Annotated in this window: 5 protein-coding genes; all 5 read left to right on the plus strand. The window is 63.5% G+C overall.

All coding sequences use genetic code 11. The annotated features are described in order from the left end of the window. Positions 1-94 precede the first annotated feature (94 nt). Positions 95-1,018, plus strand: coding sequence for a COX15/CtaA family protein (locus G3578_RS08245; protein ID WP_165211267.1), 924 nt, complete (start codon positions 95-97; stop codon positions 1,016-1,018). A 504-nt stretch (positions 1,019-1,522) separates the two neighbouring features. After that, on the plus strand, positions 1,523-2,776 hold the full coding sequence (locus tag G3578_RS08250; RefSeq protein WP_165211270.1) for an exonuclease SbcCD subunit D: 1,254 nt from the start codon (positions 1,523-1,525) through the stop codon (positions 2,774-2,776). Then, positions 2,773-6,435 (plus strand): AAA family ATPase, encoded by a 3,663-nt coding sequence (locus tag G3578_RS08255; RefSeq protein WP_165211273.1) that lies wholly within the window; start codon positions 2,773-2,775, stop codon positions 6,433-6,435. The genes G3578_RS08250 and G3578_RS08255 overlap by 4 nt, the downstream gene beginning before the upstream one ends. A 13-nt stretch (positions 6,436-6,448) precedes the next feature. Then, positions 6,449-9,928 (plus strand): helicase-exonuclease AddAB subunit AddB, encoded by a 3,480-nt coding sequence (gene addB, locus G3578_RS08260; protein ID WP_165211276.1) that lies wholly within the window; start codon positions 6,449-6,451, stop codon positions 9,926-9,928. After that, positions 9,897-13,712 (plus strand): helicase-exonuclease AddAB subunit AddA, encoded by a 3,816-nt coding sequence (gene addA / locus G3578_RS08265; RefSeq protein WP_206529573.1) that lies wholly within the window; start codon positions 9,897-9,899, stop codon positions 13,710-13,712. Before addB ends, addA begins: the two co-directional genes overlap by 32 nt. Positions 13,713-13,801: the final 89 nt, after the last annotated feature.

The following is a 13,801-nucleotide window of genomic DNA, read 5'->3' on the forward strand; positions in this document are numbered from 1 at the left end:
CCGGTCGAAAACGGACATGCAGGCAACATCTCTTGCGCGGCAAGGGATGTTTCTCTGTGGAGAGTTGCATGGCAGCAGGAAATGAGGGAAAGGTATGGATAGATCGCTGAGATGGCTGGCGATAGCGGCGACGCTCGTCATGTTTGTGGTGATGGTCGCCGGTTCGCTCGTCACCAAGACGAATTCCGGGATGGGCTGCGGCAATGACTGGCCGCTGTGCAACGGCAAATGGGTCCCTGAATATACACTCGCTTCCATCATTGAGTACACCCATCGGGTCACCACGGGCCTGAGCGGAATTGTCGTCATTGTTTTTATGGTTGCGGCCTGGCGGCGATTCCCAGGGAACCGGGAAGTGAAGGGTCTCGCGATATTCGGCCTCTTTTTCATCGTGCTGGAGTCGCTCCTGGGGGCATCGGCCGTCATATGGCCGCAGTCATCGCCGGTGCTGGCGCTGCACTTTGGCTTCTCGCTGCTGGCCTTTACCGGCGTGCTGATGCTGACCATTTTCGTCTTGCAGCGGCATAAGCTGGAGCGGCTGCTGAAGCAGCGGGCGGGCCGGGGATTCCGCAACTACGTGTGGGCGGTCACCATCTATGCTTACGGAGTCGTCTATCTGGGGGCGTATGTGCGACACACCGGCTCGATGGGCGGCTGCGGCACGGACTGGCCGCTGTGCAACGGGAAGCTGATTCCCGAACTGACGGGACAGACGGGCATTCATTTTCTCCACCGCTTGGGCGCCGCGCTGCTGTTTTTCCTGGTGATCAGCGGCGCGGTCCATGCGATTCGCCGCTATCGCGAGACACGGCGCGACCTGTACGTCGGGAGCATTCTCGCCGCGCTGCTGATGACGCTGCAGATCCTGAGCGGCGGACTGGTCGTCTTTTTCAAGATGCATCTGTATGCGACGATCTTTCATTCGATGGTGATCACCTGTTTGTTCGGCACGCTCGCTTATCTGTGCGTGCAGGTGTTGAAAAGCCCCGCAGCTGACGTAAGCAGAGGGCGGGAATAGAAAAAAACGGTCGGGCTGCCGATAAGCTGGTCAAGTCATGGGTGTTGGTTCCTGCTCGCTCTCTTGACGACCCGCGAAGAAGTTGGCCATGTCCGCTCCGAAACGCGACGCGGGCAGGGGGCTCAACATCTGGGTGTTTCAGCGAAGTGAGACTCACGCCCCCTGTTGCCCCGCGTCTTACGTTTCTTCGCTGAGTTGGTCGTCAAAGGAGCGAGCTTGGCCCCATCACACCATGCTGTTTGATCGATCGGCAGTCCGCCGGCCTGTGGATTGGAGAAATGATACATTCCTTGCGAAACCTCGCTAAACAATAAAACGTTCGTCCTCATTCTGAGGTTGTCGATAAAATCGGCAGCCATTTTTATTTTGAAGCCCTCTCCTGCTGTTCATGCCAACCGTTTGCCGGCTGTTCGTCGGAAGCGGTTTTTTTCATGCGGCTCCAACCCGCTGTCTTTTGGTACAATGAAGAAGCAAACAAATGATCGATTGAGGTGGAGGCTGCGGATGCGCATATTGCATACGGCCGATTGGCATTTCGGCAGAACGCTGGAAGGGCGGGACCGCCGGGAGGAACAGACGGCTTTTATTGATGAACTGGTGCAGATCGTCGAGGAGAAGCGCGTGGATCTTGTCCTGATCGCTGGGGATGTCTACGACTCGGTCAACCCGCCTGCCTGGGCGGAGGAGCTGTTTTACGATGCGCTGGAGCGGTTGTCCGCAGGCGGCAAGAGGGGTGTGGTCGTGATCGCGGGCAACCATGACCAGCCGGAGAGGGTGCGCGCGGCGGCACCGCTTGCCTACCAGCATGGCATCGTGCTGCTGGGACTGCCGAAGGAAGCGCCGTTTGTGAGCGCTCCCCCGGCAGGAGAGGAACGGGTGCGGATCATCGAAGCCGGACCCTCCTGGTTTGAGCTGGCCATCCCCGGCGTCCCGCATCACGCGGTGGTGATCGCCCTGCCGTATCCCTCGGAGTCCCGCTTGAAGGAACTGATTAGCGAGCGCTTCACGCAGGAAGAGATGCAGCAGGCCTTTTCGGAGAGAATCGCCCGCCTGATGAACGAGTATGCGCAAAAGTTCCGGGAGGATACGGTCAATCTGGTCACCAGCCATCTGTTCGTCATGGGAGGCATGGAGAGCGAGTCGGAGCGGCCGATACAGATCGGAGGGGCGCTGACGGTGGCGCCGTCCGCTTTCCCCGCCAGCGCCCACTATGTGGCGCTGGGGCATCTGCACCGGCTGCAGAAGCTGGGCGACGCGCCGCTGATTCGCTACAGCGGTTCCCCCCTGGCCTATAGCTTCTCCGAGGCGGGGCAGAGCAAAGCGGTGGTGGTGGTCGACGTCATTCCGGGGGAGCCTGTCCGGGAAGAGATCGTCTACCTGGCGAGCGGTCGTCCGCTGGCGCGCTGGAAGGCGACGGAGGGCATCGCCCAGGTGGAGAAGTGGCTGGCGGAGGGCCGGGACGCAGGCGCGTGGATCGAGCTGGAACTGGTGGTGAGCGAGGCGATCGACCCGGCGGAATTTCAGCGGCTGCGCAAGCTGAGCGACGATTTCGTCAAGATCCAGCGCGTGCTGGTGCGCGATGAGGAGGAGAAGCAGGAGGCGCAGGCGGCCGGCAAGCGGGAAGAACTGAGCCCCGAGCAGCTGTTCCGCCGCTTTTATGAAAGAAAGCGCGGCGTCCAGCCGGATCAGCGGGTGGTAGAGCTGTTTGCCCGGTTGATGGCGTCCGCCCGGGAGACAGAAGGAGGGGAGCGGGAGTGAAGCCGATACGCTTGAAGCTTTCCGGCATGCACAGCTACCGGGAACTGCAGGAGATCGATTTCGAAAAGCTTTGTGAAGCGGGATTGTTCGGCATCTTTGGGCCGACGGGAAGCGGCAAGTCGACGATTCTGGATGCGATCACGCTGGCCCTGTATGGACAGGTTGTCCGCCAGGGCGGGAAATCCCACCCGCTCGAAGCGCTGAACCAGCTGGAGCAGCGGCTGTTCGTCTCGTTTACCTTCGAGATCGGAAAGGAGGGCGAACGGCGCCGCTACACGATCGAGCGGGAATTTGGCCTGGACAGGAAGGGGAACAGGCGGCAGCCGGAAGTGCGCCTGATCGAATGCGGCCGGGGGCCGGAGGAAGAGGACAGGGTGATCGAGTCCAAGGCCAATGCCGTGACGGCGGCCGTCGAGAACCTGATCGGCCTCACCCTGCAGGACTTCACCCGGGCGGTCGTGCTGCCGCAGGGGCAGTTCGCCCGTTTCCTCACCCTGAAGAGCAGCGAGCGCAATGACATGCTGCAGCGCATGTTCAACCTGCATGAATATGGCGAAAAGCTGAACGAGCGCCTCCGCGACGCCTACGAAACAAACAGGCAGGAGCGGCATCGGCTGGAGCTGGAGCTTGCCGCGCTCGGCGATGTCGGCCCGGAAGCCCTGGCATCGGCGAAGGAGGAATGGGAAGCGGCCAGCCGGCAGGAGAAGCTGTATCGCGACCAGCAGGAAAAGCTGGAGGAGCGCAGGCGGGAAGCCGAGCAGATCCATGGATGGCAGGAAGAGCTTGCGGCCATTCGCCAGCGTCTGGCTGATCTGGAGGAGCAGAAGGAGGAGATGGAGGCGCTGGCTGCCAGGGTCGCGGCGGTGGAAGCCAGCGGGCAGGTGTGGCCGCTCGTGCAGAAAGCCCGGCAGTTGGACGAGGAGTGGCGGCAGGCGGAAGAGGCGCTGCAGGCGCGGCGGCGCGAGCATGACGCGGCTGTCGACCGGATGGCCGAGAGCGAGCGGGATTATCAAACGGCTGCGGGGCGGCTGCGGACGGACGAGCCTCGCCTGATCGAACAGAAAAGCAAGCTGGCAGAAGCCGTGCAGCTGGAAGAAGAGCTGGCGGCGCTGCGAGCGGAGCTGACGGCGGGCAGCGAGGAACTGGCTGCCCTGCAGGGAGAGCTTGCCCTGCTGACGGAACAGATCGGCCGACAGGAAGAGGAGATCGCCGGATGGGAGGCGGAGCTGAAGGAACTGGACGGCAAGCTGCAGGAGGCAACCGTCAGTCCGCAGCGGCGCGCCTACCTGCAGGAGCTCCGTGATGCCAAGCAGGCGTGGGAACGGGAGCTTGGGAAGCAGCGGGAGCTGGAGCGGGAGTGCGCGGATGCGGAGAAAGCGATACATAAGCTAGACGCGCAGCTGAAGACGCTCCTTGCCTCCTGGCAGGAAGCCGCGCGCGAACGGGAGGAGACGCAGCGGCGCCTGGCCGAGGCGGAAGAGCAGCCGGTCGCCGACGAGCGGGAACTGGAAGCGGCGCGCGAAACGCTGGCGCAGGTGAAAGCGCTGGGCCGGGAATGGCGCGACGCGATCCAACGCCTTGCAGATTGGCAGAGAAGATGGACGGAGAACGAACCGCTCTGGCAGGCGGCCGCGTCCCGGGCGCAGGCGGCGGGGCAGCGGGCGGCCGAAGCGGAGGAGATGCTGGAAGGGAAGAAGCGTGAGCTGGAGGAGCTTCGCACCGCTTGGCTCGCCTGGCAGAAGGAGAATATGACCCGGCTGCTGCGAAGCACCTTGGCCGAGGGCGAAGCCTGCCCGGTATGCGGCTCCACCCATCATCCCTATCACGGGGAGGAAGTGGCCTGGACGGCGGCGGAAGCAGCCCGGCAGGAAGCGGAGGAGAAGGAATGGAACGAACGGCTGCAGACGGCCGAGGCGGCATGGAAGACGGCCGAGGAGGATCTCACAGGGGCGCGTGAGAAATGGCATGCGGCAAAGGTGGAGCAGGCTGCCGTCGAACAGCGCAAAATCGCCCTGACGGAAGAAAAGGCGGCGCTTGATGCCCGCATCCAGGCCATTGCCGCCGAATGCGGCCGGTTGGGCCCCTCCTGGGTGGTAACGGAGATCGAGCAACTGCTCCAACGCTACCGGGAAGCGGAAGCGGCGCTGCGGCACAAAACGGAGGAACGGGAGCGGCACAAGGCGCTGCTGGAAGAGATGCGGGACCTGCTCGCCCGGCAGCGTGAACGGGAGCTGGAACAGAAGGCGCTTTATGAGAAGCAGGCGGCCGTGCTGGGCGAATGGCAGGAAAAGCAGCGGCACTTGGCGGAGCGTTTGCAGGAAGCGGCCGGGCAGGCGGATCGGTTGGAAGCATCACTGCGGGCGCGGTGCACGGATATGCCGCTGGAGGAGATCGAAGCCGCCTATGCGCGCGTGGCGGAACTGGACAAGCTGGGCGCGCATTTAAAGAACCAACGGGCGCAGCGGGAAGAGCAGCTGCAGCAGGCAAAGGCAGCAGCCGAACAGGCCAAGTCGGAGCGGACGAAGAGGGAGATCCGGGAGGCGGCGCTGCGCGAGCGCCTGCAGGAGCGAAAGCTGCTCTGGGAGGAGAAACGGAACCGCTGGCTGGAGCGTACAGCGGGCCAGCAGGCCGCGCAGCTTCTCGCAGACGTGGAAGAGCGGCTGACTTCCCTGCGCAGCGCTTGCGCCGAAGCGGAGCAGAAGCATCTCCAGGCCGTCGAGCAGCGCCAAACAGCGCATGCGCTGCTGGTGAAAACGGAGGAAGCTTGCGCACAGCTGACCCGTCAGCGGGAGGAAGCGGAAGCCTCCCTGCAGCAGGCGCTGCGGGCGCACGGGTTTGAACAGATCGAGCAGGTGGAAGCGCTCTTCGGGGAACGGGAGCAGCTTGCCGGGTGGAAGGCGCAGATCGCCGAGTTCCAGACACTGCGCACCCAGCTTGCCTACGAAGCGGAACGGCTGACGCAAAAACTTGCGGGCCGCTCCATCACCACGGAGGAATGGCAGTCGGTCATGCAGGGATGGGCGGAGTTGCAGGAAGCGCTCCAAACGGCGCGGGAGGCCGTAGCCGTCGCGCGGGAGAGAGTGACCAACATCACGGCCAGCCACGAGAAATGGCAGACCCTGCAGGCGCAGCTGCAGGACGCGGCGGACGAGCAGAGCCGTCTGGAAGAGCTGCGCAAGCTTTTTGAAGGCAAGGCGTTTGTCCAGTTTATCGCGGAGGAACGGCTGGCTGCCATCGCCCGCGATGCCTCCTATCATCTGAAGCGCATGACGAACAACCGCTATGCGCTGGAGCTTGGCGATGACGGCGAATTTGTCCTGCGGGACGAGGGGACGGGCGGCATCAGAAGGCCGGTCAGCACCCTCTCCGGCGGGGAGACGTTTTTGACATCGCTCGCGCTCGCCCTGGCCTTGTCCGTGGAGATACAGATGCGGGGCGGGAGACTGGAGTTCTTTTTCCTGGATGAAGGCTTCGGCACGCTTGATCCGGAGCTGCTGGAAGTGGTCATGGATGCGCTGGAAAGGCTGCGGATGAGCGACTTTACCATCGGCTTGATCAGCCATGTGCCCGAGTTGCGGGTGCGCATGCCTCGGCGCCTGGTGATCACGCCGGCCGAGCCTCTGGGCGCAGGCAGCCGGATCGCGCTGGAAATCGATTGAAGGAGGGGCAACCATGGCGCTGCAGTTTATTCTTGGGCGCGCCGGCACAGGCAAAACCACACGCATCGTCAGGCAGCTGCGGGAACGGTTGCAGGAAAATCCGTTCGGCACACCGTTGATCTACATGGTGCCGGAACAGGCGACGTTTCAGGCGGAGTACAGGCTGGCTACGCTGCCCGGCCTTCACGGCATTATCGGGGCGCAGGTGCTCAGCTTCGGCCGCCTTGCCTACCGGCTGCAGCAGGAACTGGGCGGCACGACGCTGCTGCCGATCGACGAGATGGGCAAAAAGATGGTGCTGCGCATGCTGTTGGAGCGGCTGCAGGGCGAACTGGCGCTGTTTCACCGCAGCGCCCGGCAGCCCGGGTTTATCGGGCAGCTGGAGCGGATGATCAGCGAGTGCAAATCGTTCGGCATCACGGCGGAGCAGCTGGAGAGGGAAGAGTGGGGCAGCGGCACGCTGGCGCAGAAGCTGCACGATCTGCGGCTGGTGATGAACGCCTATGATGGCTATCTGGCCGGCAAATATTACGACACCGACGAGATGCTGGCGCGGGTGGCCGGCTTGGTGGCCGATTCCGCCTATATCCGGGAGGCGGAGATCTGGCTGGACGGGTTCAGCGGCTTTACCGTCCAGGAGTTGCGCATCCTGGAGCAACTGATGCGCCATGCCCGCCAGGTGACGATCTCGCTTTGTCTGGATCCGGCGGAGCGGGAAAGCGCGGCGGACGATCTGGCCCTCTTTTCACCCACCCTGAAAACGTACCGGCGGATCACGGAGATGGCCCGGGAAGCGGGTGTCGCCATCGAGCCGCCGATCTTGCTGGAAGAGACGAAGCGCTTTGCGTCCAGTCCACGGCTTGCCCATCTGGAACGGTACGCCTTCGCGTGGCGGAAGCCCAACGTTTGTCCGGAGCCGGCCCGTGAAGACGAGGTCGCCATCTGTCTGACGGCCAACCGTCGGGCCGAAGTGGAGGCGGCCGCCCTGCGGATTCTTTCCCTCGCCCGCGAGGAAGGGTACCGCTGGAGGGAGATGGCGATCATGCTGCGCGAGATCGGGCCGTATGCGGATGAGATCGCCAGCGTCTTTACCGATTACGGGATTCCGTACTTTCTCGACCACAAGCGATCCGTCATGCACCATCCGTTGATCGAACTGGTGCGGTCTGCCCTGGAAACCATTGTGACGCGCTGGCGTTACGACGCGGTGTTCCGCGCACTGAAGACGGACCTGATCGCGCCGGAGGACATGCCTGATCGCCTGCTGCGGGCGGAAGTGGACCTGTTGGAGAACTATGTATTGGCTTACGGGATTCAACCCGGTCACTGGGCCGCCCAGGAGGCGTGGATCTTTCACCGCGAAAGGGCGGAGTATGAAGGAATCGACGAGATCCGCAGACGGTATGCCGGCCCGCTGCTCAGGCTGGAATCGAGCCTGCGGGAGGCGGAAGTTTCCGATGTCCGCAGCATCACGGCAGCCCTGTATCATTTCCTCATGGATCTGGGGGTCCCGGCCAAGCTGGAGAAATGGCAGGAGCGGGCCGAAGAAGCGGGTGATCTGGAAAAAGCGCAGGAACACGGGCAGGTATGGAGCGGCCTGATGCAGTTGTTTGATCAGATTGTGGAGGCGCTGGGCGACGAGACGATGGATCTTTCCACGTATGCCCGCATTCTGGACAGCGGGCTCGAAAGCATCAGCCTGGGGCTGGTGCCGCCTGCCCTGGATCAGGTGCTGGTCGGTTCGATGGAACGTACCCGCCAGCCGGACGTGAAGGCCCTTTTCCTGCTGGGGGTGAATGACGGCGTCATACCAAAGCGGCATGTGGAGGACGGCATCCTGGACGAGGCGGAGCGCCACCGTCTGAATGAAGCCGGGATCGAGCTGGCTCCCGGCGCCAAGCAGCGGTTGATGGAGGAGCAGTATCTGCTGTACCGGGCGATCACCAGTCCGTCCGAGAGGCTGTGGCTCAGCTGCGCGCTGGCCGACGAGGAGGGCAAGGCGCTGCTGCCGTCCGCGGTGCTGGAGCAGGTGAAGGAGACGCTGCCGGGGATCGGCCTGCGCGTTTTCCATAACGAACCCACGGGAGAGGCCGAGACGGATGCCTTTCTGCTGGGACGGCCCGGCCAGGTGTTTGGCCATCTGCTGACCCTGTTGCACCAGTTGAAGAAGGGGGGATCGCTCTCCCCGTTCTGGTGGGAGGTATATGACTGGTTTGTTCGCCGCTCGACGGATGTCTCGCGGGAGCGCTGGCTGCTTTCCGGGCTGCGCTACGCCAACCGGGCTGCGCCTCTGTCTCCTGCCATCAGCCGGGCCTTGTACGGCACCGAACTGCGCATGAGCGTATCGAGGCTGGAGCGGTTCCAGGCCTGCCCGTTTGCCCATTTCTCGTCCCACGGCCTGCGGCTGACGGAGCGGGAGGTTTACCGGCTGGAGCGCTTTGACGTGGGAGAATTGTTCCACGAGTCGCTGAAACGGGCCGTGGAAAAGATGAGGCAGGAGAACCTGGAATGGGCCGGGCTGTCGGAAGCGGGCAGCATGAGGCTGGCAAGCGAGGTGGTCGATGAGGTGGTGCCGGCCACGCGCAGCAACATCCTGCAGCGGACGGCGCGCTACCGCTTCCTCACGGGCCGCTTGAAGCGGGCGGTAGGCAGAGCCATCTATGTCCTCGGCGAACATGCCAAGCGCAGCCGGTTCGTTCCGGTCGGCCTGGAGGTATCGTTCGGCCCCGGCGGCGATCTGCCGGGCTTGGACCTGCCGCTCGATGACGGCACCCGCCTGCAGCTGATCGGCCGGATCGACCGGGTGGATCAGTCGGTGGATACCGAGCAGCTGTATCTGCGGGTGATCGACTACAAGTCGGGGCCCAAGAGGCTGGCGCTTGCGGATGTGTGGAACGGGCTGAATCTGCAGCTTCTGGTCTATCTGGATGTCGTCCTCAGCCATGCGAAAGCGTGGTTGGGGCGGCCGGCCGAGATCGGCGGCGTCTTTTACTATCAGGTGGCGGACCCGATGATCACGGCGAAGCGCCTCTTAACCCCCGAGGAAACAGCCAAAGAGCGGACGGCGAAGCTCAAAATGAAAGGCTTGATGCTGGCCGACACGGAAGTGGCCAGATTGATGGATGCGCACGTGGAGGCAGGCTATTCCGATCTGCTGCCCTTCGGCTTGAAAAAAGACGGTACCTTTACGTCCGCCTCTTCCGTTGCCACGCCGCAGCAGTTTCAGGCGCTGCAGCAGTATGTGCGGAAGACGGTGAAGGAGCTGACGGCCCGGATGGTGGAAGGGGAGATCAGCGTGGCACCGTATGCGCAGGGGACGTTTACCGCCTGCCAGATCTGCGCATTCAAGCCGGTCTGCCATTACGATCCGCTGCTGGAAGGAAACCAGGTGAGACAGCTGGGGAAATGGAAGGACAAACAGGTGTGGAGCATGCTGACCACAGAGACGGGGGAAGGAGGAAATGGCGATGGCACAGCAGCAGACGAAGCCTGACCGCTGGACGGAGGAACAGTGGCAGGCGATCACCAGCCGGGGGAACAATCTGCTGGTGGCGGCGGCTGCCGGATCGGGGAAAACATCGGTGCTGGTGGAGCGGATCATCCGCAGGATCACCGATCCCGATGAACCCGTAGGGGTGGACGAGCTTCTGGTTGTAACCTTCACCAATGCGGCTGCGGCGGAGATGCGCCACCGCATTGGCGACGCGCTGCGGAAGGCGCTGGAAGCCAACCCCGGCTCCGCCCATCTGCGGCGGCAGCTGGCCCTGATTCAACGCGCGACGATCACCACCCTGCATTCCTTCTGCCTGGAGCTTTTGCGGCAGTATTATTATCTCGTCGACCTGGATCCCGCTTTTCGCATCGCCGACCCGATGGAGGCGGAGCTCATCAGGCAGGATGTGCTGGAAGCCAAGATGGAAGAATGGTATGAGCGCGATCCGGAGTTTCTGGCGCTGGCCGACGTGATGCTGGACGGGCAGGATGATGCGGCGCTGGCCGGCCTGCTGATGAAGATATACGACTTTTCCCGCAGCCATCCGGAGCCCGCGGCGTGGCTGAACGGGGTGGCGGCTGCGTTTGAAGTGGAGGAGAGCGCTGCGCTCGACAAGCTGCCCTGGGTGCGCAGCATCGTTCGCGCCCTGCAGCTGGAACTGCAGGCCATGGCTTCCCTGCTGGCGAAGGCGGCCGCGCTGGCCTCGTCGCCGGAAGGGCCGAATGCCTATGTGCCTGTCCTGGAACAGGAGCAGCAGATGGTGGCCCAGGCGGCATCCGCTGCGGGGCTGGGATGGGAAGCGCTGCATCGCGCTGTGCAGGGCATCGCCTTTCAGAAGCTTCCCCCCGCAAGAGAAGCGGATCAGGCATGCAAGGAGCAGGTGCAGGCGCTGCGGGAGCGCGTGAAAAAAAGAATCAAGGCGCTGGCGGAAGAATATTTCGCCCAGGAGCCGGCCTCCTATCTGCGCGATCTCGCCAACATGGCCCCCCATATGAAGACGCTGGTCCGGCTGGTAGACGAATACGGCCGGGCCTACCAGGCAGAGAAACGGGCCCGCTCGCTGGTCGATTTCGGCGATCTGGAGCATGTGGCGCTGGCGATCCTCCAGGAGCGGGACGCGGACGGCAGCCGGCGGCCATCCGAGGTGGCGCTTGGGCTGCGTGAACGTTTTGCCGAAGTGCTGGTGGACGAGTATCAGGATATCAATCTGGTGCAGGAGACCATCCTGCAGCTGGTATCGCGGGAACGGCCGGCCAACCGCTTTATGGTGGGGGATGTGAAACAAAGCATTTACCGCTTCCGTCTGGCAGAACCCAAGCTCTTTATGCAAAAATATCAGGCATATCGAAAAATCGAAGAGGCGGATGATACCGCGCAGGGATGGCGCATCGATCTGGCCGCCAACTTCCGCAGCCGCCGCGAGGTTGTGGACGCGGTCAACTTCCTGTTCCGCCAGATTATGACGACCGGCGTAGGGGAGATCGGGTACGGACCGGAGGCGGAACTGATCTTCCGGGCTTCCTACACGGAGGTGGAACCGGAGCGCCTGCAGGCGGAAGTGCACCTGATCGACCGGCAAACGCATGAAGAAGCGGCCCAGACCGGCGACGAGGGAACCGAGCAGGAGCAGGATGGCGAAGGAACGGAGCCGTCCCCGGCGGCCGCGCTGGCCGAGGAAGCCAGCATGGCCCAGCTGGAGGCGCGGCTGATCGCCCGCCGCATCCGCCAATGGATGGAACCGGGCGCAGGGGAGAAACCGCTCCTGGTGGAGGATCGGAAGGCGGGAGGACTGCGGCCGCTTGCCTATCGGGACATCGTCATCCTCGTGCGGGCCGCTGCGGGTTGGGCACAGGTGATGCGGGAGGAGCTGCGCGCAGCCGGCATCCCGGTCTTTGCTGAGGAAAGCGGCGGCTATTTCGCCGCCCCGGAAGTGGATTTGATGCTCTCGCTTCTGCGCGTGATCGACAATCCGCTGCAGGATATTCCGCTGGCTGCCGTCCTGCGGTCCCCGATCGGGCATGTGAAGGAAGAGGAACTGGCCCGGGTGCGGATTCATTACCCGACCGGCCCGTTTCATCAGGCGGTGCGGCTGTACATTGCGGAACAGCCGAAGGACAACGCGCTCTGCCGCAAGCTGAACGCTTTCTTTGCCCGGCTGGAGGCGTGGCGGACGCAGGCCAGACAGGGTTCGCTTGCCGAGTTGATCACCCGCATCTACCGGGAGACGGGGTATCTTGATTATGTCGCGGGGTTGGAAAACGGCCAGCAGCGCAAGGCCAACCTGCGGATGCTGTACGACCGGGCCAGACAGTATGAAGCGGGGTCGTATCGCGGCCTGTTCGGCTTTTTGCGCTTTGTCGACCGGCTGCAGCAGGCCGGCAGCGACCTCGGGGAGGCGCGCACGGTCTCGGAGAGCGAAGATGTCGTGCGGATCATGACCATCCACAAAAGCAAGGGGCTGGAGTTTCCCGTGGTGTTTGTGGCCGGATTGGGCAAAGCGTTCAACACCCTGGATATCAAGAGCCCGTTTCTCCTTCACAAGGATCTCGGCTTCGGCCCGCAGGTGACCGATCCCGATCTGCGGCTGCGCTACCCCAGCCTGGCCATGCTGGGGATCAGGCAGGAGCTGCGTCGGGAGCTCCTGGCGGAAGAGATGCGCGTGCTGTACGTGGCCCTGACGCGGGCGCGGGAGAAGCTGGTGCTGGTCGGCACGGCGAAAGATCTGGGGAAAAGCATCATGGCGTGGGGGCAGCAAACGACGGAGGGAGAGACGCTGGCGGATGAAGATTTGCAGCAGGCGAAGGGGTACCTCGACTGGATTGGCAGCTCCCTGCTGCGCCATCCGGCTGCCGGGCCGCTGCGTACCTATCCGCAGGCGCAGGGAATTGCGGCGGAGCCTGTCCCGGTACGGACGGTTCCCGACGATTCCCGCTGGTCGTTTCATTTCTATCCGGCTGCCGAGCTGGCCGCCTCCGATGCGGAGCAGGCTGCCGCAGAGGCTTGCCTGGAACAGATCCTGAATCGGGAACAGGTTGCCGACAGGCCGCAGGATGAAGCATGGCGGGCGGTGATCGATCGGGCGCTGTCCTGGAACGATCCGCATCAAGCCGCCGCGCAGACGGCGGCCAAATGGAGCGTCAGCGATCTGAAGCAGCGCACGGCAGCGGCAGGCGGCATGCCCTATCGTCTGCCCCGGATCACCCAGAAGCCGCAGTTCCTCGCCAACGGCCAGAAGAAAGGGTTCACGGCGGCGGAAATGGGGACGATCATGCATACCGTGATGCAGCATCTCGACCTGCGCAGCCCCCTGGATGCGGCAGATATTCGCCGGCAGGTGGACGGGCTCGTGGCTCGACAGCACTTGACCGTGGAGCAGGCGGAAGCGGTCGAGGCGAGGCAGGTGGCCGCCTTTTTCGCCTCGGAGCTGGGACAGCGGCTGAAGCGGGCGAGCCGGGTCTACCGGGAGCTGCCGTTTACCCTGGCCGTCGCGGCGCGGGAGATCCGGCCGGATTGTGGTGCGGAACTGGAAGACGAGAAGGTGATCGTGCAGGGGGTAATCGACTGTCTGTTTGAAGAAGCGGACGGCAGGCTGGTGCTGCTGGACTTCAAGACAGACGGGATCGCCGCCGAGCCGACCCCTCAGGCGATCGCGCAGCTCACCGACCGCTACGCGGGCCAGCTCCGCTACTACGCGAAAGCGGTGGAGGAGATCTGGAGGCGTCCCGTCGCGGAATGTTATCTCTACCTGTTTGCGGGCGGATTTGCCATCACCATCACCCGCTAAGCATGCAAAAAGAACCGGTCTCTGCCAGCAGAGGCCGGTTCTTTTCGTGTGGTGACATGCGTCCAAGCAAGGGGTGCCCTTTCGGAATA

This window comes from Brevibacillus sp. SYP-B805 (assembly GCF_011059135.1).
Classification (GTDB): Bacteria; Bacillota; Bacilli; order Brevibacillales; family Brevibacillaceae; genus Brevibacillus_F.

Coding starts and splice junctions, on each gene's coding strand:
- G3578_RS08245 (WP_165211267.1), top strand. CDS start 95: ATGGATAGATCGCTGAGATGGCTGGCGATAGCGGCGACGCTCGTCATG.
- addA (WP_206529573.1), top strand. CDS start 9,897: ATGGCGATGGCACAGCAGCAGACGAAGCCTGACCGCTGGACGGAGGAA.
- G3578_RS08250 (WP_165211270.1), top strand. CDS start 1,523: ATGCGCATATTGCATACGGCCGATTGGCATTTCGGCAGAACGCTGGAA.
- addB (WP_165211276.1), top strand. CDS start 6,449: ATGGCGCTGCAGTTTATTCTTGGGCGCGCCGGCACAGGCAAAACCACA.